The sequence below is a fragment of the Halomonas sp. MCCC 1A11062 genome, assembly GCF_021404355.1.
Lineage (GTDB): Bacteria > Pseudomonadota > Gammaproteobacteria > Pseudomonadales > Halomonadaceae > Halomonas > Halomonas aerodenitrificans.
Genome location: NZ_JABFTW010000020.1, coordinates 50016 through 71519, shown reverse-complemented (window position 1 = coordinate 71519; position 21504 = coordinate 50016). Strand labels below are relative to the sequence as shown.

20 protein-coding genes and 2 pseudogenes are annotated in these 21504 nt (G+C 60.2%); 10 read left to right on the top strand and 12 right to left on the bottom strand.

What is annotated here, in order from left to right; all coding sequences use genetic code 11:
• The first annotated feature begins 75 nt into the window (after window positions 1-75).
• A complete protein-coding gene (locus tag HOP58_RS18065; RefSeq protein WP_234261094.1) occupies window positions 76-1011 on the top strand; it encodes an aromatic alcohol reductase in 936 nt (311 codons plus the stop codon).
• Window positions 1012-1151: 140 nt separating this feature from the next.
• Here HOP58_RS18065 and HOP58_RS18060 read toward each other — a convergent pair whose 3' ends face one another.
• Window positions 1152-1568 (bottom strand): VOC family protein, encoded by a 417-nt coding sequence (locus HOP58_RS18060; protein WP_234261093.1) that lies wholly within the window; start codon window positions 1566-1568, stop codon window positions 1152-1154.
• A gap of 30 nt (window positions 1569-1598) precedes the next feature.
• On the bottom strand, window positions 1599-2249 hold the full coding sequence (locus tag HOP58_RS18055) for a glutathione S-transferase (RefSeq protein ID WP_234261092.1): 651 nt from the start codon (window positions 2247-2249) through the stop codon (window positions 1599-1601).
• A gap of 105 nt (window positions 2250-2354) precedes the next feature.
• Here HOP58_RS18055 and HOP58_RS18050 point away from each other — a divergent pair, with 105 nt between their 5' ends.
• On the top strand, window positions 2355-3242 hold the full coding sequence (locus HOP58_RS18050; protein WP_234261091.1) for a LysR family transcriptional regulator: 888 nt from the start codon (window positions 2355-2357) through the stop codon (window positions 3240-3242).
• A gap of 291 nt (window positions 3243-3533) precedes the next feature.
• Here the strand turns inward: HOP58_RS18050 and HOP58_RS18045 are convergent, their stop codons facing one another.
• Entirely contained in the window at window positions 3534-4454 is a 921-nt protein-coding gene (locus tag HOP58_RS18045) for an NmrA/HSCARG family protein (RefSeq protein WP_234261090.1), read from the bottom strand.
• A 103-nt stretch (window positions 4455-4557) separates the two neighbouring features.
• Between HOP58_RS18045 and HOP58_RS18040 the strand changes: the two genes are divergently transcribed.
• Window positions 4558-4965 carry a helix-turn-helix domain-containing protein gene (locus HOP58_RS18040; RefSeq protein WP_234261089.1) on the top strand — a complete coding sequence of 136 codons (408 nt, stop codon included), beginning with the start codon at window positions 4558-4560 and terminating at the stop codon, window positions 4963-4965.
• 90 nt (window positions 4966-5055) lie between these two features.
• Here HOP58_RS18040 and HOP58_RS18035 read toward each other — a convergent pair whose 3' ends face one another.
• Window positions 5056-5988, bottom strand: coding sequence for an AraC family transcriptional regulator (locus tag HOP58_RS18035; protein ID WP_010630009.1), 933 nt, complete (start codon window positions 5986-5988; stop codon window positions 5056-5058).
• Between the two features lie 136 nt (window positions 5989-6124).
• A complete protein-coding gene (locus HOP58_RS18030) occupies window positions 6125-7135 on the bottom strand; it encodes an MBL fold metallo-hydrolase (protein ID WP_234261088.1) in 1011 nt (336 codons plus the stop codon).
• Between the two features lie 102 nt (window positions 7136-7237).
• On the opposite strand from HOP58_RS18030, the gene HOP58_RS18025 reads away from it, so the two are divergent.
• Together HOP58_RS18025 and HOP58_RS18020 are read left to right on the top strand one after the other, a co-directional pair.
• Window positions 7238-8212 (top strand): LysR family transcriptional regulator, encoded by a 975-nt coding sequence (locus HOP58_RS18025; protein WP_234261087.1) that lies wholly within the window; start codon window positions 7238-7240, stop codon window positions 8210-8212.
• A 133-nt stretch (window positions 8213-8345) separates the two neighbouring features.
• Window positions 8346-8759: a hypothetical protein gene (locus tag HOP58_RS18020; protein ID WP_234261086.1), complete on the top strand. Its 414-nt coding sequence runs from the start codon at window positions 8346-8348 to the stop codon at window positions 8757-8759.
• 100 nt (window positions 8760-8859) lie between these two features.
• Here HOP58_RS18020 and HOP58_RS18015 read toward each other — a convergent pair whose 3' ends face one another.
• From HOP58_RS18015 to HOP58_RS18005, 3 genes are read right to left on the bottom strand one after another with little or no spacing between them, the layout of a single operon-like run.
• Window positions 8860-10404 (bottom strand): NTP transferase domain-containing protein, encoded by a 1545-nt coding sequence (locus HOP58_RS18015; RefSeq protein ID WP_234261085.1) that lies wholly within the window; start codon window positions 10402-10404, stop codon window positions 8860-8862.
• A gap of 9 nt (window positions 10405-10413) precedes the next feature.
• The gene (locus tag HOP58_RS18010; protein WP_234261084.1) at window positions 10414-12576 is read right to left on the bottom strand and encodes a molybdopterin cofactor-binding domain-containing protein; all 2163 of its coding nucleotides are present in this window, start codon (window positions 12574-12576) and stop codon (window positions 10414-10416) included.
• A gap of 57 nt (window positions 12577-12633) precedes the next feature.
• Window positions 12634-13083 carry a (2Fe-2S)-binding protein gene (locus HOP58_RS18005; protein ID WP_026038308.1) on the bottom strand — a complete coding sequence of 150 codons (450 nt, stop codon included), beginning with the start codon at window positions 13081-13083 and terminating at the stop codon, window positions 12634-12636.
• 452 nt (window positions 13084-13535) lie between these two features.
• Here HOP58_RS18005 and HOP58_RS18000 point away from each other — a divergent pair, with 452 nt between their 5' ends.
• Both HOP58_RS18000 and HOP58_RS17995 read left to right on the top strand, forming a co-directional pair.
• Complete coding sequence (locus HOP58_RS18000; protein ID WP_010630002.1) at window positions 13536-14255, top strand: response regulator; 720 nt, start codon at window positions 13536-13538, stop codon at window positions 14253-14255.
• A complete protein-coding gene (locus HOP58_RS17995; protein WP_234261083.1) occupies window positions 14252-15760 on the top strand; it encodes an ATP-binding protein in 1509 nt (502 codons plus the stop codon). The genes HOP58_RS18000 and HOP58_RS17995 overlap by 4 nt, the downstream gene beginning before the upstream one ends.
• Window positions 15761-15769: 9 nt before the next feature.
• On the opposite strand, the gene HOP58_RS17990 is transcribed toward HOP58_RS17995, so the two are convergent.
• The gene (locus HOP58_RS17990) at window positions 15770-16714 is read right to left on the bottom strand and encodes a zinc-binding alcohol dehydrogenase family protein (RefSeq protein WP_234261082.1); all 945 of its coding nucleotides are present in this window, start codon (window positions 16712-16714) and stop codon (window positions 15770-15772) included.
• Window positions 16715-16841: 127 nt separating this feature from the next.
• Here HOP58_RS17990 and HOP58_RS17985 point away from each other — a divergent pair, with 127 nt between their 5' ends.
• Together HOP58_RS17985 and HOP58_RS17980 are read left to right on the top strand one after the other, a co-directional pair.
• The gene (locus HOP58_RS17985; RefSeq protein WP_234261081.1) at window positions 16842-17735 is read left to right on the top strand and encodes an AraC family transcriptional regulator; all 894 of its coding nucleotides are present in this window, start codon (window positions 16842-16844) and stop codon (window positions 17733-17735) included.
• Window positions 17732-17839 (top strand): annotated as a pseudogene (locus tag HOP58_RS17980) (IS5/IS1182 family transposase); the annotation flags it as partial. The gene HOP58_RS17985 and the pseudogene HOP58_RS17980, both read left to right, overlap by 4 nt.
• Before the next feature lie 132 nt (window positions 17840-17971).
• Here HOP58_RS17980 and HOP58_RS17975 read toward each other — a convergent pair.
• A pseudogene (locus tag HOP58_RS17975) lies at window positions 17972-18601 on the bottom strand (MBL fold metallo-hydrolase); the annotation flags it as partial.
• Between the two features lie 459 nt (window positions 18602-19060).
• Here HOP58_RS17975 and HOP58_RS17970 point away from each other — a divergent pair.
• A complete protein-coding gene (locus tag HOP58_RS17970; RefSeq protein ID WP_010629997.1) occupies window positions 19061-19642 on the top strand; it encodes a TetR family transcriptional regulator in 582 nt (193 codons plus the stop codon).
• 216 nt (window positions 19643-19858) lie between these two features.
• Here the strand turns inward: HOP58_RS17970 and HOP58_RS17965 are convergent, their stop codons facing one another.
• Together HOP58_RS17965 and HOP58_RS17960 are read right to left on the bottom strand one after the other, a co-directional pair.
• Entirely contained in the window at window positions 19859-20692 is an 834-nt protein-coding gene (locus HOP58_RS17965; protein ID WP_010629996.1) for a DUF6683 family protein, read from the bottom strand.
• A 29-nt stretch (window positions 20693-20721) separates the two neighbouring features.
• Window positions 20722-21480: a DUF6683 family protein gene (locus HOP58_RS17960; protein WP_234261080.1), complete on the bottom strand. Its 759-nt coding sequence runs from the start codon at window positions 21478-21480 to the stop codon at window positions 20722-20724.
• Window positions 21481-21504: the final 24 nt, after the last annotated feature.

The following is a 21504-nucleotide window of genomic DNA, read 5'->3' as shown; positions in this document are numbered from 1 at the left end:
TCTTTCGGGTGGTGTTCTATTGAGTCATCCGATTTCACCGTAACTTGAAGATCTCATCGATCTCAGGAGAGGCACATGCCAATCAATGAAAAATCCAGTCGTGAAAAAATCCTTATCCTCGGGGCGGGTCAGCTTGGTATGCAAGTGATCAAAAACCTGGCCACCAGGGTCAGCCCTGATACCGTCAGCGTCCTTGTTGAGCCTGGTTTCACCACTTCGCAGGATAAGTATAAGCAGGAAATAACAGGAGTGCTCGGCAGCCTTGGGGTCGAGATATTACACTTTGACCTCTCTGAAGGAACCGAGGAGAACCTCGCCGAGCTGTTCGAAAAGTTTTCAACCGTTATCTGCTGTACAGGGTTCGTGGCAGGAGCCGGAACTCAGACAAAGATTACGCAGGCGGTTTTGAAGGCTGGAGTCGACCGCTACTTTCCCTGGCAGTTCGGGGTCGATTACGACCTCGTTGGAAAAGGGAGTGGTCAACCTGTATTCGACGAGCAATACGAGGTGAGACAACTGCTGCGCTCGCAGGAGTCCACCGAATGGGTCATCGTCTCGACGGGCATGTTCACGAGCTTCCTGTTCGAGCCTGACTTCGGTGTCGTTGATCTGGAAACCGGCACCGTCCGCGCACTCGGAAGCTGGGATACGCGTGTCACCGTCACGACTCCCGAAGATATCGGCCTTCTGACGACCGAGATATATCTTGAAGAGCCTCGCATTCGCAACGAAGTGGTCTTCGTGGCAGGAGATACCCTCTCATACGGCCAACTGGCTACGATCGTCGAAGAGGCAACGGGAAAGGCCGTCAAGCGCGTTGCGTTATCCCTTGAAGAGCTCGATGAGCAACTCTCTCAGGCGCCGGATGATGTCATGCTTCGCTACCGCAAGGCATTTGCTCTCGGTACGGGCATGTGGTGGGAAGAATCGAAAACTTACAATCATGCAAAAGGCATTGACACTGTCGACGTGAGAGCATGGCTCCATCGTCATTTGCGCGATAAGCGCTGACCGTCATTTTGAAGCGACAGGAAGCTTGCAACCGTATGGGGCCATCCATGACCCCATACGGTATTTAGCATGCCTTGCTGAGGATGCTGAGGATGCTGAGGATGCCGAGAGTGCCGAGAGTGCTGAGAACGCCGAGTGTGTCAGTGCCGCTGCGGCAGGATCTCGTTGAACTCCAGTACATTCAGATCGGGGTCGCGGATGAAGCAGACGCTGCGGCGTCCGTGGCCCATGGTGACCGGCCCTTCGGTGATCTCGATCTCCTCGCGTGCCAGCCAGGCCACCAGTTCGTCCATGCTCTCGACGATGAAGGCGGCGTGGGTGTAGCCGGGCCGCTTGATCGGGGCGTCGAGGAGCACGTTGCCCACTTCGGCGGGCTCGCCGTTGTAGATCAGGTGGATGCGCATACCGGTGGGGTGCACGAGCCCGCTGGCCTTGGCCTCGGGGGCGTACTCTTCGGGGTCGCGCAGGAAGCCCAGCTTGGCGTAGAAGGCTTCGGCGATGGCGAGATCGGTGACGCGAATGCCGATATGGTCGAGGCGTAGGGTGTCGAAATGCATGGTAATGACTCCTGGTAGAAAGGGGATGGTTCAGGCTTCGAGCCCGGCGCGTGTGCGCTGGAAGGGGACGAAACCGGGCAGGCTTTCGATCTGGCGCAGCCAGGCCCGCACGCTCGGGTAGCCGGAGAGGTCCACGTTGCCCTCGGGGGCACGTTCGACGTAGCTGTAGAGCGCGACGTCGGCGATGGTGGGCTGTGCCGTACCGGCGATCCAGCGCTGGCCTTCCAGCGTCTTTTCCATCACGGTGAGGGTGGCGTGGGCGCGCTCGATCACCTCTTCGACACGGAAGGGGGCGCCGAACACGGTGATCAGCCGGGCGGCGCAGGCGCCGTAGGCGATCTTGCCGGCCGCCACCGAGAGCCAACGCTGCACCCGCGCCTCGTCGGCGGGCTCGGTCGGTAGCCAGTGGGAAGGGCCGATCTTCCTGGCCACGTAGACGAGAATCGCCAGTGAATCGGCGATGACGGTGCCGTCGTCGTCGAGCACCGGTACTTCGCCGAAGGCGTTGAGGGCGAGAAATTCCGGCTGCTTGTGGGCGCCGGCGGCGAGATCGACCTCGATCAGCTCATGCTCGACTCCGGCGAGGGAGAGGAACAGCGCGGCGCGATGCGCGTGGCCTGAGAGTGGGAAATGGTAGAGCTTCATGGGATTGTCCTCGGGGTTCTTGTCTGTCTTTCGCATTCTGGCTCTCGTCCTTGGTTGAGAGAATCCGTCAAAATCGCACTTCATCATTGCGGTTTTCGACGATAATGCTCGGTGGCGGGCTGGCGAGGGCGAGGAGGCGTGATGGACAGGCTGCGAACGCTGAGAACCTTCATCTGCGTGGCGGAGCAGTCGAGCTTTGCCGAGGCGGGGCGGCGGTTGAACATGTCGCCCACCACCGTGACGCGGACCATCGCGGCGCTGGAGGCGAGCCTTGGGGTTCAGCTGTTGAGGCGCACCACGCGCAGCGTTCGGCTGACCGAGGAGGGCGCGCTGTTCCTGGAGCGATGTCGGGCGGGACTGGCCGAGATCGATGGGGCATTCGACAGCGTGCGCGGCAATCGCTCGGCGCCCCGAGGCACCCTGACGGTGACGGCGCCGGTGATGTTCGGCCGGCTGCATGTGCTGCCGGTGGTGGTGGAGCTGCTGCGGCAGTATCCCGAGCTGCAGGTCCGGCTGCTGCTGCTGGATCGGGTGGTGCGCCTGGTGGAGGAGGGCATCGACGTTGCGGTGCGCATCGCCGAGCTTCCGGACAGCTCGCTGCACATGCTGCGAATCGGTCAGGTGCGACGGGTGCTGAGCGCGAGCCCGGCCTATCTCGCTGAACGTGGCAGGCCTAACTCGCTGGCCGAGCTGCGCGAGCATGATCTGATTTTGATCGAGGATGAGGCGGTATCGCAGCGTGGGCTGGGTTTCGACGAGGCCCGGCGTGCCGGGCGTCCTGCCCGACTGTCGGTCAACCACGTGGATGCCGCCATTGCCGCTGCGGTCGCCGGGCTCGGCGTGGTGCGCACGCTCTCTTATCAGATCGCCGAGGATGTCGCGGCAGGGCGGCTCGAAACCATCCTGAGCGATGACACCGCCCCCGCGCTGCCCATCTCACTGCTGTTCCAGAGCGGCCGCCGGGACCACCCGAACGTGCGCGCCTTTATCGATGCCGCCAGGCAGCATTTGCAGGGGGTGTCGCTGTAGCTGGTGGGTGGCACTGAGTTCGTGCCAGGCAAGCTTTCGCCTTACTTTCGCCTTAGCTCCCCCGGCCTTCGAGCATGCGCTGAAGCAGGCCCTGAAGGAGCCGCTGATCCGATTCGTCGAGTGTGTCGGTGAGCGGCGCCAGCGCTTGCTGTGTCTGCGTGTGCAGGCGCAGTACGTCGCGCTTTGGTGGCGCCCGGTACAGGCGGCCGTAATCACGCGTGAAGGACGTTGTGGGAGATGAAGGCGCGGACGCCAATACACAGGTGTCGGCGTCCGCGATTGAGAAAAGGCTCAGCGGAGTGCCACTGGCGCGTCCTGCGCCTGCAAGGCGGCGTCAAGAAGCGGCTTGCCGGGACCGGAGAGCCATGCATCGAGGGTAGTCAGCGCGCCGAAATTCCTGCGGAGCGCGCCAATATCCGCCGCTCCGGCGCATCTGCCGTCGTCAACGAGCTCTGCCAGCCGTCCGAGGAACGCATCCTGTTCAAGGAGACTGTCAGGGAAGCGACTGTATGCGATCGCCCTGCCTGCCGCTCGGCTGAGCGTCTCCTGCATTCCGCTTCCGGTGACCTCGTCCCCCGCAATCTCGATGGTCTGGCCCGCAAATCGCTCGGGATCGGCGAAAGTCGAAGCGACGATCTTCCCGATGTCGTCGGCCGCGATGAACTGCATAGATTGATCGGGCCGCATGAAGAAGCTGAACGTTCCCTGGTCCAGGCCCATGCCCGGCAGCATCAGCATCTCCATGAAGGCGGCCGGTCGCACGATCGTGCTACGGATGGGCAGGCCACGAATATGCTCCTCGATTTCCGTTTTGCTATCGAAATGTCCCAGTCCGGTGGCGCCTTTGCCAGCGGCGGCGGCGGAGGTATAGACGAAATGCCGGATGCCATGTTTCACGGCTATGTCGGCAATGGTCTTGCCGTAGCGAACCTCCTCTTCGTCGGTGACGCCATAGGCCGCGCCTTGCCCAGAACTGGGCTGCACGCTGAAGACGCCGTAAACGCCCGACATCGCCGTTTCGATGGATGCGGCATTCGTGAAGTCGCCCCGGTAAAGTTCGACGCCAGTGGCTTCAAGTGCCTTTGCCTTCTCGCTGGCCGGTTCCCGGACAAGTGCTCTGACACGCCATCCGGTGCTCCTGAGCGCCCTCGCAACCGCTCCTCCCTGTTGTCCAGTGGCGCCGAACACGAGTACGGTCTTTTCGACTGTCATCTTAAAGTTCCTTTCCGTAACTATTGAAAGTTACAATTTGGCACCGCCAGGAGTCTTGTACAAGACGGCACATTTTTGTCCGTCGGTTACCAGGAGATAACCCATGGAGAAGACCATTCACGGTCGGCCGTACATCGAGACGAAGAAGGGGCCGGTCCTCACGCCATGCGCGCCAAATAGCGTTCTGGCGAGGCTTGGCGACAAATGGACCATCCTCGTGATGAGCATTCTTGCATTGGAGCCTGCCAGGGCGCTGCGGTTCTCCGAGATCAAGAATGGGATCCCGGACATTTCGCAGCGTATGCTCACCCTCACGCTCCGCAACCTGGAGCGCGACGGTTTGGTGATACGCCATTACTTCGCCGAGATTCCGCCGCGCGTCGAGTACGAACTGACGCCGATGGGCAACACGATGCTACCGGCGCTTGAGGGGTTTACCGGCTGGATCAGAGACAACTGGCGGGCGATCGAGCAAGCCCGTCAGCGGTATGATGCGGCCAGAAGCGACTAGGTGTCCGATCGCACGCAACGCTCGCTGCATGGGCGTGTTTGCGTCCGTAACTGCCGGTCGGCACGGCTCCCGTCTGCCACCTTTTCTGATTCAAGCGCTTGTAGGCTGCAACATGGTTACGTCTTGGCCAGCGTACTCAGCAGGCCTCAGGGTACGCAGTACGTCGCGCTTTGGTGGAGCCTGGTACAGGCGGCCGTAATCACGCGTGAACTGCGATACGCTCTCGTAGCCCACCGCGAAGGCGGCGTTGCTGGCCGAGAAGCCCTCGTCAAGCATCAGGCGGCGCGCTTCGATCAAGCGCAGACGCTTCTGGTATTGCCCTGGTGCCAGCGAGGTCATGTGCTTGAAGTGCTTGTGAAACGAGCTAAGACTCATACTGGCTTCTGCCGCCAGTCGCTCCACGGGCAGGCGAGACCGGTACTCGGCTCTCAGAATCGCAATGGCGGCAGCTAGGCGGCTTGCGTGACTGTTGGGATCGACAAGCGAGCGCAAGGCAGTACCGTGAGGACCCGACAGCAGCCAGAAATGCAATTCCCGCATGATCCCAGGGCGTAGCAGCGGTATGGCTTCGGGTTGATCCAGCAGGCGCATCAATCTCAATGCACAATCGAGCAGCGCGGCTTCGGTGTCTTCGACAAATAGTGTCACCATTTCAGACGAGCGCTGCGAGCAGGTGCTATCCATGTGGGCGGAGAGTTCGCGCAAGCTCGCCATTTCCAGTTCGATCGAGACTGCCAGATAGGGCTCGCTCTGGCTCGCCTGTACGACTCGCCCCACGACCGGCATGTCAGCGCTCACAATGACAGATTGGCCAGCAGAGAAGAGCCGCTCTTCATTCCCTATGATCGAGAGCTTCGCACCTTGCAGTATCAGGCAAATCAAAGGTCGATAAACTGAGTGTAGGTCGCTGGCCGGCGCCTCGAGACTCATTATGCGTAGGCCTGGCACCGGGGTTGTCGCCAGGCCGTCGCGCTTGGCGTGACGTCTGGCATAGGTCCAGACAGCGTCTTTGAGTGAATCCATATGCTTTACTCCCGCATTGCGGCTTGTCTGTTGCGCGAAGGGGCGGGTTCAGTCAGTGGCAACGAGTGGCATCGCCAGAAATCGATATTGGTACCGCTGTGATACCGTCACGACAGGGCCTCTGTATGGCGGTGGATCAAAACTGCCAGTTGGCTGGGACCCAGGCATAGCCGGTGTCCGTCTTGAGCATTCGGCCAAGCCCCGGGAAGGGAAAGTGGAAGCCGAGAACGGGGAGCCGGTCTGCAGCCGCCATGTCGAAGATGCGGCGGCGGGAGGCCAGTGCCGTTTCCTTGTCACGATCCGGTCCGGGCAGCCAGGAGTGGTCAATATTGACGATGGGGTGATAGGCAAGATCGGCAGTCAGCAGCAACTGATCATTCCCTGAGTGGACAAGGAAGTTGGCCATGCCGGGGGTGTGGCCCAGGGCCGGCAGCGTGGTCAAGCCAGGAACGATTTCCGTGCCGGCTTCGTACAATTCGATGTCGTTGATGACCGGCTCGAGGCTCTGGCGGATGGAGGCGGCGAAGTGACGACGGAAGTCCTCGGGCACCGGCATGTAGGAAAGGTCTGGCTCGTTACGCATGAAAAAGTCCCAATCGGCACGTGGCGCAAAGACGGTCGCGCGCGGAAATGCCTTGCTTCCATCGGCTGCCCGAAGGTTGCCGACATGATCCGGATGCGTATGTGAGATAACCACTATGTCGATGTCATCGGGGCGTAAACCGATGGCAGCCAGATTATCGAAGATGCGACCGCCTAGCGGCCCCATGGTCTGTCCGGCTCCGGCTTCGAGGAGGATTCGTCGGCCATGCGTTTCGATAAGCAGGGTGTTGAGATTCAGGGTCATATGGTCGGTCGGCAAGAAGGCTTGTCTCAACACCTCCTCCAGTTCTGCCTCCGGCGCGTCGCTGGCGTAAATCCGCGGAGGGCCGCCTATCAGCCCGTCGCTCAGCACGGTGGCAGAAATGTCCCCGACACGAAGGTGGTAGTAGCCGACATTTGCACTCGCAGTGCCACCCTGGGCCGTGGACGTCGCGGCGGAAGCCGCCTGCGCAAGGGCCATGCCGCCGGGCGGCAAGATTAACCCAGCGGCTGCCGACGCCGCTGTCAGGATGATCTTCCTACGATTCAATGTAATTCCGCTCATATCTGCGTCCGTCCGAATATCTGATGGCAGGGGCGTAATTTGTTATCAGCGTCGGAAAGGCTGCGATCATTCCAAACCGAAGCCTTACGACATGTTTTTAGGATGACCCAGAACAAGCGTGCGGATAAGCTAACGAAAACGGATCAGCTTATTAAGCAGGACTTTGCAATGCGGCCATTACGCCTGGACAGCTTGGAGATCTTTGAAGATGTCGTGCGCTGCGGTGGATTTAGAGCCGCCGCGCTTGGTAGGGGCGTATCATCGTCAGCTATCAGTCAATCGATCAGCGCGCTCGAGGAAGCGTTGGGTATCCGGCTGCTGAATCGAACCACACGCAGCGTCGCGCCTACTGAAGCAGGCGAGCGGCTACTCGAGCGACTTGGGCCCGCCCTTCACGACATCAGAACGGCAATCGACGATCTCAACCAGCTTCGGGAGCGCCCATCCGGTACCGTGCGTATCAATGCGCCAGCGCCGGCCGTCGACCACATGCTGTGCCCCCTGACCTTTGAATTCATGAAGATTTATCCCGCCGTCAACGTCGAAATCGTCAGTGATGCGGCGATCATCGATATCGTTGAGCAGGGGTTCGACGCTGGCGTGCGCTTCGGGAATCAACTCGCCCAAGACATGATCGCCATGCCCCTGGGCCCCGCCTTGCGGTATGCCATCGTGGCTTCACCCGATTATCTGCACAAGCACGGTCGACCCGACTCGCCAGGCGACCTTCTGCAGCATGACTGTATTCGCCGCCGCTTCCCCGGCGGCACCATGGAGACATGGGCCTTCGAGAAGGATGGCGACGAAGTGGAAATCACGCCGCAAGGACGGCTGACGCTGAGTTCAGCGCATCACGAGCTTCAGGCCGCCATTGCGGGAGCGGGCATCGCGCATCTTTTCGAGGATTACGTCCGCGATGATCTCGAAAAGGGCAGGGTGGTTGAAGTGCTCGTCGACTGGAAGAAGCAGTTGCCGAGTTGGTATCTGTACTATCCGAGCCGGCGTCATACCAGTGCGGCCATGCGGGCCTTTCTCGAGTACATCCGCCATCGTGAATGGCCACCAGTCAGCAACTAATTCATGCACCACAGAGTTGCGACACTCTAATACAAGGTCAATATATTGGTAAGACAAAGTCAGTGTAGATTTCGACTGGTTCGCATCGAACACATCGAAATTTTACCAAAGACTTGCATCAAGGAGAGGCATCATGAAACGCGCAACCCCAGTTTGGGCAGCCCTCATGACAACAGTGCTGGCACTGGGCATGACCAGCCAGGCTTCTGCCATGCCGAACAATGGTCCCTTTAACTTGGAAGAAGGCAATACTCCGTCTCGGCTGTTCTCCGGTGTCGATCATTACCGACTTCAGGTGAGCGATACAGCCAATGTCACTATCAATAGCCGCGGCTGGAATACCGGGGGTGGGAGCCATGGCGGCCTGATGGCCGTGTTACGTGATGACAGCGGTAATGTCGTTACCCAGACCCGGAGAAACGGTGGAGACTTCACCATCAGCCGACAGCTGAGCCCGGGAGACTATACGCTCGAAGTCCATGCCAATAGATTTGGAGGGCGGGCCGACACGACCGACTATTACACCCTGACGACACAGATTAATTGACTGTCGATTTAGTTCGCTATCGCCAGCCTTAGGCTGGCGATAGCTGTTTTGATTGATTTTTTATAGGGGTGGGGCTTGGTGAAGTGAACAAATCATTAGCCTAGGGGGAATGCCAACATGTCGAATAATCTTTAAAGGATAGAGCCTGGGCAAGATCGTCACGCGTGTCGATGTCGAGCGCCCAATCGGCGGGGATTGGCACGGTTGCAGTACGCTCCAATGACTGAAATACCCGGCCGGCCCCAGCATCGCCGGCCAGTCCGATCAATCTATCGAAGACAGCCCGATCGAAGATGGCGGGTGGTGAATGTGTCATTTCTGACACCGACATGACCGCAGTGCGCTCGGGCGTCAGGGCATGACGAAGATCGATGAGGTGAGCATCCGGAACGTTCGGCATGTCGGCGAGCAGGACCAGGGCCGCTTCGACGTGCTGACACTGCCCGGCCTGTTGAATGCCGGCAGCAAGGGAGGTCGACAGGCCCTGGGCCGCCTGCGCATTGACCACCACGGTCCAGCCAGCGGCGCGCAGCTCCACTGCTCTTGCGGCCTGGTCGGGGCCGATAACGGCGATACGGGCGGCAAGGTCATGCCCCTGGAGTGCTGTTGCGGCACGCTGGATGAGGCGCTGCCCCCGGAAACGGGCCAGGAGCTTGTCGCCCTCTTCGAAGCGGCTGGACTGCCCAGCGGCCAGCAGCACGAGCGCCGTCGAGCGAAAGGGGAATCGAACCTTGCGTTGATAGGCGTCGACGATCTCCGCGAGGGCGGACACGGCAAGCGCCGACGCTTCGCGCATCGAGGGAAGCAGGCCAACAGGACCGCGGATACGACTGATCTGTCTCTCGGCGATACCGACGGCACGAAGCCGTTCACAGCGCCGGGCATGGGTCGTCTTGCTGCCAACAGCGCCGATATAGAGGGCTGGGCCGGTGAGAGCCTGAGCAAGAAGCGACTCCTCCCAATCGACATCATGGAAAGCGAGGAGAAAGGCTGTATAGGGATCATCGTTCAGAGCTGGAAGCGTCGATGGAAGCGTAAGCTCCGTGATTGGCTCGATTTCCAGCCGACGGGCAGCCTGGACGTCGGCGCCATCGCGGAGCTGCAGCTCCGTTTGAATACCACTGGCCGCCGCTAGCCGGGCGAGCGCTAGGCTGTCTGCCCCGCGTCCGGCAATGCGCAGGCGCAGCTTGGGCATATAACGGAAGGACAACGCACTTGCCACTGTCGGGTGCCCCAACCGAAGCTCGCCCGATGCCGAAAGATTGAGCGTTACTGGCTGGCGTGCGGCGAGCCGATCATGGCACGCACGCAGGACACTGGCCTGGGGATCGGGAAGTACCCATACCTCGATCGCACCACCGCAGGGTAAGGGCAGATCGATGAACGGAGAGCCACTGCCATATCTCAGGCGTTCGATTCTACCCGAGCGAAGCGCCTCCAGTGCATGCATTGCCACATCCGCATCGATGCAGCCACCCGAGATATAGCCGCATCGTTCGCCCGTTACGGACACAGCCATCAGAGCGCCAGGCAGGCGCACAGCGCCGCCCTCCGTCGCCGTCACGATGACGAGTGCAACCCCGTCCGTCCTGCGCCAGGCAAGCCATTGGCCAAGGACATCCTGCGTATGTTCCAGATAGGTCATGGGCCTGCGCTAACTCGGAAAGTGATCGGAGAGCGGCAGGTGACGGACCCGTTGCTGCGTGGCGGCAAACAGCGCATTGGCCAGCGCCGGGGCGAGTGGGGGAATGCCCGGCTCACCGACGCCCCCCAGGGGAGAACCGATTTCGACGATGCCCACCGCCACCGATGGTTCCTCCCCCATGCGCAGCAGCGAATAGTCGTAGAAGTTGGACTGTTCAGCGCGGCCGTCGCGGATCGTGACCTTCTGCCTCAATGCCGCACCGAGCGCATCGACGACAGAGCCCTGCATTTGCGCCTCCACCTGGCCCGGGTTGATGGCGTGTCCGCAGTCGATAGCCACATAAACCTGGTCTACCTGGACACTCTCGCCGTTAGCCCGTGCCTCGACCACTTGTGCAACGTAGGAGCCATAGCTTTCGACCACGGCCAGGCCGCGTGAGAGGCCCTCTGGCGCCGGTTCGTTCCAGCGTGACATCTCGGCGACCCGGTCGAGCACGGCAAGCATTCTTGCCTGTCCGGTACAGTGGTTTCTGCGGTACTCCAGCGGGTCGAGGCCCGCTGCCGCAGCGCATTCGTCCATGAAGCTTTCGAAGAAGAAGCCGTTGAAGGTGTGGGCGATCGCCCGCCAGGGACAGAGCGGTATCGGCAGATCGACCACGGCGTGCTCGACGACGAAATTCGGAATGACGTAGCGCATGTCCGACAGCCCGCCGAGCGAGAAGGGATCGAAGTTGGCGAGGTTACCCGTCGCCTGCGCCATTTGCTCCGGATCGAAGCCGTATGCACGGCCCATCTGTGGCCCGGCGAGCCGGATGTGCATGCCGGTGATATTGCCGTCATCGTCCAGGACTGCGCGGAAGCGACACATCATCGTTTGACGATACTGCCCCTGCTGAACGTCGTCCTCGCGTGACCACAACACCTTGACCGGACGACCGCCGACGGCGCGGCTGGCGAGCGCGGCCTGAAGAGCGATCTCGCCATGCGTCTTGCGACCGAAGCCGCCGCCCAGATAGGTGGTATTGATGAAGAGCTGCTCAGCCTGCACCTGCATAGCGCTCTCGAGCGTCATGCGAATGACGTCCTGGCCCTGTGTGCCGATCCACAGTTCCGTGCGCTCCTCGGTAGACTCGGCCGTGCAGTTGATCGGTTCCATGCACATATGGGTGAGAAGTGGCACCGAGTATTCGGCCTCGACGACTTGACCGTCGGTCGATAGTGCCGCCTCGGCTTCGCCACGCAGCGTCGTGACCGGCACATCGGTTCGATCCAGTCCCTCGCGGAGCAACTCATTGATCTCATCGGTGGAAAGTGTGTCTGCCGGTGTCTGGGTGAAGGTGATGTCCAGCGCGTCGGCAGCCTGCTTGGCCTGCCACCAGGAATCGGCGACCACCACTGCGCCGCGCGGCACACGGACCACGGCGACCACGCCCGGCATACCGGAGACGCTGCTCTCGTCGAACGACTCGATGTCGGCGGAAAAGACAGGGGCGAGCCGGACGGCGCCATGCAGCATGCCTTCGCGCTCAACGTCCACCGCGTATACCGCCTTTCCCGTTACCTTCAGCGGTGTATCGAGGCGCGGCACCGAGCGCCCGGTCAGCGTTCGTTCCTGGTCGGGGCGCAGGGTAGGCTCCTCCGGCACAGGCAGTGCCGAAGCGTCTCCCACCAGATCACCGAAGGGAAGGCTACGCCCGGATGCGGCGTGTACGATGAAGCCATCCTCTGCTTGCAGCGTTGCGGGCTCCACGCCGAGCCGTGTGGCAGCAGCCTGGGTCAGCATTTCCCGCGCCTGGGCGGCGGCGCGGCGCAACGGGTCATGCCATAAGCGGATGCCGAACGAGCCCACGGAGCGCATCTGGCCGGAAGGAATGCGGTAGGCGGGCGCCGGCTGATTCGGCATCTCGACAGCGATGCTCGACCAGTCGGCCCCGAGCTCTTCGGCAAGTATCTGGGCCTGACCCGTGTGGATCCCCTGACCCATTTCGCTGGTGGGCAACACGAAAGTCACCTGACCGTTCGTATCAATGCGGATGAAGGCCTGCGATATGCCCGTATCCTCGCTCTGCTGCGCCCACGCAGGCAGCCGAAGGGGAACGACGAGGGCGGCACCGGCCGCGACGGCACCGGCTAGAAAGGATCGACGGGTAAGATGGATGTTTTGCGGTTTCATCGTTCTACCTTCGCCTGGGTAAGCAAAATAGGAATGTATCGGGGGAGGCGGGCCTCATCAGGCCTCGGTGGCATGGTGAATGGCCTCCCGAATACGCAAATAGGTGCCGCAGCGGCATAAATTGCCGCGCATCGCCTCATCGATCTGCGCCTCGGTGGGGCTCGGATTGCGCGCCAGAAGCGCGGCCGCGCTCATGATTTGTCCACTCTGGCAGTAGCCGCACTGCGGTACTTCCAGCTCCATCCAGGCCTGCTGGACGGGATGCGAGCCGTCATCAGACAACCCCTCGATCGTCGTGACAGACCGACCTTCAGCGCCAGCCAACGAGAAGACACAGGCACGCACCGGCTCGCCATCGACATGCACCGTGCACGCACCGCATTGCGCTACGCCGCAACCGAATTTAGTACCGGTTAGTTTCAACTCATCCCGGATCACCCAGAGAAGTGGGGTATCCGGTGTGGCGGTGACCACTACCGCGCGTCCGTTGATTGTGAATGCTGTCATGGTGCTCTCCTCGGCTAGCCATAATTGCGTGACGGAATGCGCTTTGAGCATTTAATTTTTAACCATTCGTAGTGCGGGGGCTTGCCACTTGCTGTGAAAAACTTGCCCCATCCTGCCGGGCACAGGCGAGAGCGGAACCGAATGGGCTCGCCATCGCTTATCTTGGGCATATAGCGAATAGCGGCACCAGCTCTTTTGTCCCGTCTCATGCGAACTGGTCCAACCTTATTCCGAGTTTGTCTTATTGATGTGCCATGCCTGTATTAAATTGTCGCAACATTGTGTCGTGCTATGGATGGCTCAGGTTACAAGTATCTTGACGCCGGAGATCGCGAAGACCACTCTATTGGAAGCTCCCGCGGAGGCTTCGTGACTCTGCGATGAGATAGCCGCAAGGATGGGGCAGAGTATCGAATAGAGAGTGTTTTAGCTTTCCGGCGGAGGGTGGGGTAATGCAAGACGCTACACATGTAGTCGTCGTTGACGACCATGACGATATCCGGGATCTGGTTCGGGAGTATCTCGAGCACCATGGTTACAAGGTCAGCGTAGCGGAAAGTGGGGCGGCCCTACGGCAAATTCTTGAGCGAAAGACTGTCGACCTGATCATCCTCGATGTCATGATGCCCGGCGAAGACGGCATCTCGTTGTGCAAGGAGATTCGGGCTACCGAAGACACCCCCATTATATTTTTGACAGCGATGGCCGAAGATGCCGATCGTATCATCGGTCTTGAGCTCGGCGCAGATGATTATTTGGTGAAGCCATTCAACCCGCGTGAGCTTCTTGCCCGGATCAGAGCCGTGCTCCGTCGTGCCATCAACTCCACTCAAGCACGCACCATTCTCAATCGCAGGATAGTCCGCATCGATCATTGGAAGCTCGACTTGGGTCGTCAGGAAATCTTCGGTGATGATGGCGTTGGTATCCCGCTAAGCACAGCGGAATTTCGCCTGCTTAAGGTCTTCATCGAGCGGCCAGGTTTGATACTTAGTCGGGAACAGCTCCTTGATCTGACGGCTGGGAGGACAGCTGACATCTTCGACCGCAGCATTGACAACCAAGTCAGCCGTCTCCGGAAGAAAATCGAGGACAATCCTAAGAGCCCAACGATCATCAAAACTCATTGGGGCGGTGGCTACAGCCTGTGCGCCGAGGTCGCGCCCGAATGACTCGTCTTTGGCGGAGGAGCCTCGCTACACAAATCATCGGGCTTACGCTCGTGGCGTTAATCGTCTCGCAGGCACTCACTTTCCTCATCTCTTTGGATGAGTACACAAAGAAGTTCGATGCTGGTGCGAAAGCTGAGTTTGTCAGCCGAGTATCATCCACTACCCGTTTGATGGAATCGTTACCACCTGAATTTAGGGAGCAAGCTCTACACGCAAGTGAAGGCAGCTATTTGAGATACTGGTTGTCCGACAGTGAGCCTATGGATCCAAATGACTGGAGGTTGCAGGCCCTCGCCCGACTTTCCCAGCCACTGGACAGCTCCGTCGATCCAAGCGGAACATTAGGATGGGCTGGATCTACTTCCCCGAAGTTGCCGAGTGTCAATAAAGTGTCAACTGCAAACGTAGCCGACCCATGGATGACACCAAAGCCTTATTTATGGTTGATGCCACAGCCGGCAAAGATACTCAAGTTTTCAGGCAGTAAAGGGTATGGCTTCAGTACGCGTCTTGAAGACGGGCATTGGTTGAATGCGGCATTTTATCAGCACGAAAAAGGAGGCTTGTGGACCTCCAGGTCACTGATGTCACTTGGGCTTACCGCGCTCATGCTCGCCTTGATCAGCATTTTTATCGCGAGCCGCATCGCACGACCACTACGGAATCTGGCAACAGCCGCTGAAGCTTTAGGTCGAGGACAGAACCTGCCGCCGTTATTGGAAGACGGGCCAGAAGAGATCAAGCGGACGGCTCAATCCTTCAATGAAATGCAAAGCCGTCTACATCGTTTCGTAGAGGATCGGACGAGGATGCTAGCAGCGATTAGTCATGATTTGCGAACGCCAATAACCTCGCTTCGGCTAAGAGCAGAGCTCGTCCAAGATGAAGATGCCCAGCGCAAGATGATAGCGGCAATTGACGAATTGCAGTCGATGACAGAAGCCGCGATTTCGTTTGCACGTGGAGAATCGATTAAAGAGGAGACTCGTGCCATAGATCTGGAAGCGCTAGTTGGGAGTATTTGTGATGACCAATCTAACTTGGGACATCCGGTCACGCATGTCGAGGGCGTGAGGATGAAATATCACTGCCGCCCCGACAGCCTCCGCCGCGCGATCAGAAACCTGGTTGAGAACGCGGTGCGTTATGGGGGAGAGGCGAAGGTGTTTCTTCGGGACACCACCTCAAGTATTGATATTGTCGTCGAGGACCGTGGCCCTGGAATACCGAACGACATGGTAGAGAAGGTCTTCGCGCCCTTTGTCCGGCTTGAAACCTCCCGAAGCAGACAGACAGGAGGCAGCGGACTAGGTCTTTCGATAGTGCGAGCTGTCGTGCGGCAGCATGGGGGGGATATCTCGTTTTCCAACACCGAAACCGGTATGCAAGCCATCATCTCACTCCCAAGAGAAGGCTGTGTAAACGCAACGCCAGTGCCCAAAGAGCGCGCTTGGTGGCTCAAAAAGACTTCACTTTCGGCGCAACGCGCTCATTTACCGAAATAGCTGGTGTGCTTACCGAACCGGCGTGAGGATGTAGCGGATACCCTGATCACATATCCAGGCATCTGCCACGGAGGTCAGCGGCAGGCTGGTAAACGGCGCATCAAAGCTGGCCATAGGCGCAGCGGCGAGTAACTCGCGAGCACCTGTCAGGAGCTCCTTTACGGACACGCTACCAATGCCGCTTCCGATCAGTTCCAGTCCCGTGCTGCGCAGCATGTCGCCGCGAACAGCAATCTCGTCGCCGGCCACGGTGCCCAGTTGAACATAGCGCAAGCGTGGCTCGCCGGTCCTGGAGCCGCGATCTTGGGTTGCCGCCCGCAAGACCCGAGTAGCGGGCTCGCCCCACGCGAAATCGAGCACGACATCGACACCTTCATCGAACTGCGCACGCAGCGCTCCGTCTGCATCGTCATTCAGGGCGATCTTCACATCGGCCTCCAGGCGCTCGAGCTTTGCCGCATCGCGACCGACGGCGATCACCCTCGCCCCCAAATACCGCGCGGTCTGAAGCGCCATGCAGCCTGCCGAGCCGGTCGCACCGAGGATCATCACCGTCTCGCCGCGCTGCAGCTCGGCCCGTCGCGTAAACGCGATCCACGACGCAAGTCCAGCCGTGGCGATGGCCGCCGCGCGCTCGTCAGACAGCCCCTCGGGCACCGGTACCATCATTTCTCTGGCGACCAATGACTTCTCCGCCATGGAACCGAACGGCGTCTTGGGAAACAAGAAATAGACCCGCTGCCCCTCTGCGTCGATGCCCACGCCATCGACACCCGGAACGAATCCGGCTGTCGTGCCGCTGGCATAGTGTCTACCTGACGCCAACCCCTTAACGATGGGGCTGAGCGCAGTGGCATGCACTTCGACGACGGTTTCGCCGTCGCTGGCCACCGGCTCACGAAAATCCTGAAACGACGGCGGAATGCCGAATGTATTCACCACGGCTGCTTTCATGCTGCTCACTCCTGAAAGTGTTCCAATAACTCGGACGGATACTTAGCACGTCTGCAGAGTAGGCAGATCCACTCGAACGATCTATGCTTAAAAATCCGTTTTTTGTTCGTGTTCGTCCAGGTAGTGTATGGATCCCCTTTCGGAAGTGCTCTCGCTGCTGAAGCCTCGCAGCTATATCACCGCCGGCTTCGACGCAGGCGGGGCCTGGGCGCTCACGCTCGATGACCTAGCAGGCCGCATCAAGTGTTATGCCGTCATCAAGGGCACCTGCTGGCTGTCGATGCAAGGTAGCGAGCCAGTGCAGCTCCAGGCCGGCGACTGTTTCGTCCTGCCCAGCGGCCGAACCGTGCGCATCGGCAGCGATCTGGACGTTGAGCCAAAACGGGCCAGCGAAGTGCTCGACCCCAACCGTAGCGGCGAAGTCGTCACCTACAACGGCGGAGGCGACGTCTTTCTGGTTGGCAGCCGTTTCGAGGTGAATGGCCGCCATGCCGAGGTACTGTTGCAGACCCTGCCACCTCTCATGCAGGTCGAGACCTCAGGCGACCGCGCCAGACTGAGAGGATCGATCGAGTTGATGATGGAGGAGTTGCGCGAAGCCCGGCCCGGCTCATCGTTAGTGGCGCAGCAGCTCGCGCACATGATGCTGGTGCAAGCACTGCGCCTGTACTTGGCGGAGCAAGCCCACCGCGACATCGGCTGGTTCGCTGCACTCGCCGACCCTCAGTTGAGCGGTCCCCTCAACGCGATACATGCCAATCCGGCGCAGCCATGGACAGTGCAGAAGCTAGCCACGCTGGCCGGTATGTCACGCTCGACCTTTGCCGAGCGCTTTCGCCAAAGGACCGGGGAGACACCGATCGCCTACCTGACGCGTTGGAGAATGATGCTTGCGTGCGAAAAGCTCATGAATGGTCGTGACACGCTGGCACGTATCGCGACGTCGGTCGGCTATGAATCCGAGCATGCGTTCAATACGGCTTTCAAGCGAGTCATGGGCGTATCGCCAAGGCGATATTAGCCATCGAGAGCGCGCTGGACGCAACCATGCTGCTTCGCTTCCAGCATTTACCGGAAAAGCATGCTCTGACCCAGCGAATCTCTGAGGCGATCAGCGGGCACCTCCCAGGCATCGCCGGGCAGCAACGCGCGAAACCGCTCTTGCGATATCGCTGCTCGAGACAGGGCAGCATGCAGATCCTGACGAGGTTGCTCGACGGCTTCATCCGTCAATTGAAAACTGCCCCAATGGTGCCCGATAGCATTACGCGCGCCGCACAGCATCATGCCCTGAACGGCTTCTTCCGGATTTTGATGCTGGGACTGCATGAACCAACGCGGCTCGTAGGCGCCGATGGGGAGATTGGCGAGGCGGAAGCCGCCATGCTTTTCGCGCGCGGCGCGGTAGTTGATGCCCGAATGAAAGCCTGTGTCGCCGACATGGTAGATGTTGCCAGCCGGTGTCTCGACCACAAATGAGGCCCATAGCGCCATCCGACGATCCCATAAGCTGCGGGCCGACCAGTGATGTGCCGGCTCGCAATGGATCGCAACTGGACCCCATTCAGTTACGTCGCCCCAATCCTGCGCATGGACACGCATTGCCGGGATGGCATTCAGGATAATTGTGTCATTGCCGAGCGGCGTAATGACGAGAGGATCGTGAATTGCGTGCAAACGCTCCAGCGTCGCCAGATCGAGATGGTCATAATGACTGTGGGTGACGAGAACGAGGTCGATCGGTGGCAAGTCCTCGAACCGGATGCCTGGCTCATTGACGCGCTGTGGCCCGGCAAAGGAAACAGGTGAGGTGCGACGAGAGTAAACGGGGTCGGTGAGGATGTTCACCCCTGCAACCTGAATGAGAATGGTCGCGTGACCAACCATTGTCGCGCGGAGATCGTCGCCGGATACGCGTTCGATGGGAAGGGTGCTCGTGGTTTTCTGCGGCCAGGCCTCCGGCCATGGACTAGCGCTACTGGTAACCTGCCAGCGCGCAAGGTCAAGCACCCCAGGTGGCTCGGCACCGCCTGGGTTGAAGAAGCGCAGCCCGTCGAAGTGATCGCTCACAGGCCCCTGGTAATAAGGGTTGCTCCTCATCGCGTAAGCGGTTCCGAATCCACCGGCCGCGACGGATGTAACGCCCATCGCCTTGAGAAAGCTGCGTCTGTTCATGAGCCCTCTGCCTTCAAGCGCATAGGAACGTCGGGAGAGGTTGCTTCCGCCCACCCTGAGACCTTGCGAGCCACGCTCAATATCATCAGTCCAATCTCCAACTGCAACGTTGGAGTTGATGGTAGGTCGAATTTCGTGCTATCACAACCCCTTTATAGATGGTATGCGATCATGGCGTGGGATGTAGAAGGGACGAAGAGGAAGATTCTAGAGGCGGCCGTCGCCGAATTTGCGCAGTTCGGCCCTGACGCGGCAACGGTAGAGCGCATCGCAAAATCCGCAGGCGTCAACAAGGAGCGCATCTATAACTACTTCGGCGACAAGCGCAACCTGTTTGCCGCGGTCCTGCGGAGCGAACTCGCTAAGGTCGCGTTGGCTGCACAGTCATCCGCCGACGAAGACATTGGAGACTATGCCGGTCGAGCCTTCGACTACCACTGTGAACATCCCGAGCTCAGCCGCTTGTTGCGTTGGGAAGGGCTGGTCTTCACGAGTGATGTCCCCGACGAAGAGCTACGACGCGAATACTACGGCTCTAAGACGAAGTTCGTCGAAGACGGACAGCGACGTGGTGCTGTCACGACGGTGTTCGGCGCCGATCATCTGACATTCCTCGTGCTGGCACTTGCCGGTTGTTGGTCCAACATGCCACAGATCGCGCGCATGCTGACCGGAGATGACGATGACCAGGATCGGGCACGGCGCCGTGCATCCGTAGTCGAGGCCGCACGTCGCTTGGCCAAGGCCCCCTGACGCTGCTCAACACCGGTGCGTGCCCTTTGGCCTGCAAGCACTACAACGGCGGGGTGGCGAAGCGTTCTGCCTCGGCTTGCCTCACACCGCTCTCGGCCACCTCCCCACCGATGGGGCCACCCGAACGTACGCGCCTTCATCGATGCCGCCAGGCAGCATTTGCAGGAGGTGTCGCTGTAATGATTTTCAGGGTAATCGGGGCAGCTCAGCCCTTGCCTATGGGCGCGGCTCGAAGCCTTGGTGGGTCAAGTCGAGCGCGGTGAGGTCCCAGCCGACGTGCTGCATGCTCTCCTGCACGGCGGACTGCAGTTGGGTCTTGGCGGCGCGGTCGCCCTCCTGGTCGAACTTCGTGTAGGCCGCGATGGCGTACAGGCTCAACGCGGCGATACGCTCGTACTCGACCGCACGCTGCTCGGGGCTCAGAGCCTGCAGCTCAGGAGTGGAGCGAAACATCGGTCCGATCTGGTCGGATACCGCCCTGAGCCTTGCCGGGTCGGACTGTCCGTCGAGCTGGTCGTTGGCGACCAGCCACATGACCACCGTGTAGGCCGTCAGCCCATCGGCGAGGTCGGTCGGGTCCATCTGGTTGTAACGCAGCAGCTCATCGAACTCCGCGGCCACCACACCTGAACGCAGCCCCTGGAGGATCTGTACGCGTGTGGCCTCGTCGGCGGCCATCGTCGCTGCCAGCTCTTCTTGGATCGATTCGAGCGGGCCGGATGGGGTGCGCCGTATCGTGAGGGGAGCGCTGCTTTGCGCCGAGAAGCTCGCAGAATGATCTTCAGCAGAATGGTCTTCAGCAGAGCGGTCACTAGAGGCCTGCTCATCGAGCACTCCCGTCATCAACGCCTGGTTCATCGGCGGGATGTGAGTGCCCAGCATCATATTGTTGATCGCGGTATCGGCCATGTTGCCGAAGGCGTGAGCGGTTGATGGCAGTGCGACTAGGCAGGCAAGCAGGCCGGCACCGCAGGCGAGGGCGCGTATGGCGCTCCATGGCCGTCGGCCTGTCTTGGTCAGTGTCGGAGCCTGATAGGCGATGTTGCTCATTCGATATCCTCTGTTCTCGTCTTACGCCGTCAGCCTCTCGGTCGCAGGCCGGTGGATGTCAGTTCCAGCGTGCGCAGGTCGAGTCCGCCACTGCTGCGCATCCCTTCGTTGATGGCGTCCTGCAGTTGGCGCAGTGATTCCCGGTCGTTCTCGTTGCGCTGATGCATGTAGGCGGCGATGCCGAGTACGCTGAACGAGGCCAAGCGCTCGAATTCCGCCGCGCGCTGGCCTGGGTCGAGCTGCTGCAATGCCGGGTCGGCGCGGAACAAGGGGCTGAACTGGTCACGCGCCGCGTGAATGGCCGTGGGGTCGGTGGGACCGTCGAGTTGTTCGTTGACGATCAACCACATGACCACCGTGTAGGCGGTCAGCGCATTGGCAAGATCGGTCGGGTCCATCTGGTTGTAACGCAGTATCTCATCGAACTGCGCGGCCATTTCTCCGGAGCGCAGTGCCTGAAGGAGCGGTGCACGTGTCGACTCGTCAGGAGCCATCGCCGTTGCCAGCTCCATATGCAACGATTCCAGCGAGCTGGATTCGAGGCGGCGGATCGTCAGCTGCGCCGTCGACTCGCTCGGCGCTTGCGGCTCGCTCCAGCCTTGGGCGCTGGGTGCGTCTTCATCGTCATCGTCCGAACTTGGATAGCGGCCGCCAGAGTGGGAGAGGGCGATGTCGCCGAAGAAGCTCGGCTGCACGAAGCCGAACTGCTGGGCTGCCGCCGGCGGTGCGGTCAGCAGCGCCGCAAGGGTGAGCAGTATTACGGATAAGCCGAGGTTGTTGTTCTTCATTGAGCGTTATCCTCGCCATGCATC

What these genes read in the sequence shown, in the direction of transcription:
- HOP58_RS18065 (WP_234261094.1), top strand. Translation starts at nt 76, where the DNA reads ATGCCAATCAATGAAAAATCCAGTCGTGAAAAAATCCTTATCCTCGGG.
- HOP58_RS18060 (WP_234261093.1), bottom strand. Translation starts at nt 1,568, where the DNA reads ATGCATTTCGACACCCTACGCCTCGACCATATCGGCATTCGCGTCACC.
- HOP58_RS18055 (WP_234261092.1), bottom strand. Translation starts at nt 2,249, where the DNA reads ATGCGAAAGACAGACAAGAACCCCGAGGACAATCCCATGAAGCTCTAC.
- HOP58_RS18050 (WP_234261091.1), top strand. Translation starts at nt 2,355, where the DNA reads ATGGACAGGCTGCGAACGCTGAGAACCTTCATCTGCGTGGCGGAGCAG.
- HOP58_RS18045 (WP_234261090.1), bottom strand. Translation starts at nt 4,454, where the DNA reads ATGACAGTCGAAAAGACCGTACTCGTGTTCGGCGCCACTGGACAACAG.
- HOP58_RS18040 (WP_234261089.1), top strand. Translation starts at nt 4,558, where the DNA reads ATGGAGAAGACCATTCACGGTCGGCCGTACATCGAGACGAAGAAGGGG.
- HOP58_RS18035 (WP_010630009.1), bottom strand. Translation starts at nt 5,988, where the DNA reads ATGGATTCACTCAAAGACGCTGTCTGGACCTATGCCAGACGTCACGCC.
- HOP58_RS18030 (WP_234261088.1), bottom strand. Translation starts at nt 7,135, where the DNA reads ATGAGCGGAATTACATTGAATCGTAGGAAGATCATCCTGACAGCGGCG.
- HOP58_RS18025 (WP_234261087.1), top strand. Translation starts at nt 7,238, where the DNA reads ATGACCCAGAACAAGCGTGCGGATAAGCTAACGAAAACGGATCAGCTT.
- HOP58_RS18020 (WP_234261086.1), top strand. Translation starts at nt 8,346, where the DNA reads ATGAAACGCGCAACCCCAGTTTGGGCAGCCCTCATGACAACAGTGCTG.
- HOP58_RS18015 (WP_234261085.1), bottom strand. Translation starts at nt 10,404, where the DNA reads ATGACCTATCTGGAACATACGCAGGATGTCCTTGGCCAATGGCTTGCC.
- HOP58_RS18010 (WP_234261084.1), bottom strand. Translation starts at nt 12,576, where the DNA reads ATGAAACCGCAAAACATCCATCTTACCCGTCGATCCTTTCTAGCCGGT.
- HOP58_RS18005 (WP_026038308.1), bottom strand. Translation starts at nt 13,083, where the DNA reads ATGACAGCATTCACAATCAACGGACGCGCGGTAGTGGTCACCGCCACA.
- HOP58_RS18000 (WP_010630002.1), top strand. Translation starts at nt 13,536, where the DNA reads ATGCAAGACGCTACACATGTAGTCGTCGTTGACGACCATGACGATATC.
- HOP58_RS17995 (WP_234261083.1), top strand. Translation starts at nt 14,252, where the DNA reads ATGACTCGTCTTTGGCGGAGGAGCCTCGCTACACAAATCATCGGGCTT.
- HOP58_RS17990 (WP_234261082.1), bottom strand. Translation starts at nt 16,714, where the DNA reads ATGAAAGCAGCCGTGGTGAATACATTCGGCATTCCGCCGTCGTTTCAG.
- HOP58_RS17985 (WP_234261081.1), top strand. Translation starts at nt 16,842, where the DNA reads ATGGATCCCCTTTCGGAAGTGCTCTCGCTGCTGAAGCCTCGCAGCTAT.
- HOP58_RS17970 (WP_010629997.1), top strand. Translation starts at nt 19,061, where the DNA reads ATGGCGTGGGATGTAGAAGGGACGAAGAGGAAGATTCTAGAGGCGGCC.
- HOP58_RS17965 (WP_010629996.1), bottom strand. Translation starts at nt 20,692, where the DNA reads ATGAGCAACATCGCCTATCAGGCTCCGACACTGACCAAGACAGGCCGA.
- HOP58_RS17960 (WP_234261080.1), bottom strand. Translation starts at nt 21,480, where the DNA reads ATGAAGAACAACAACCTCGGCTTATCCGTAATACTGCTCACCCTTGCG.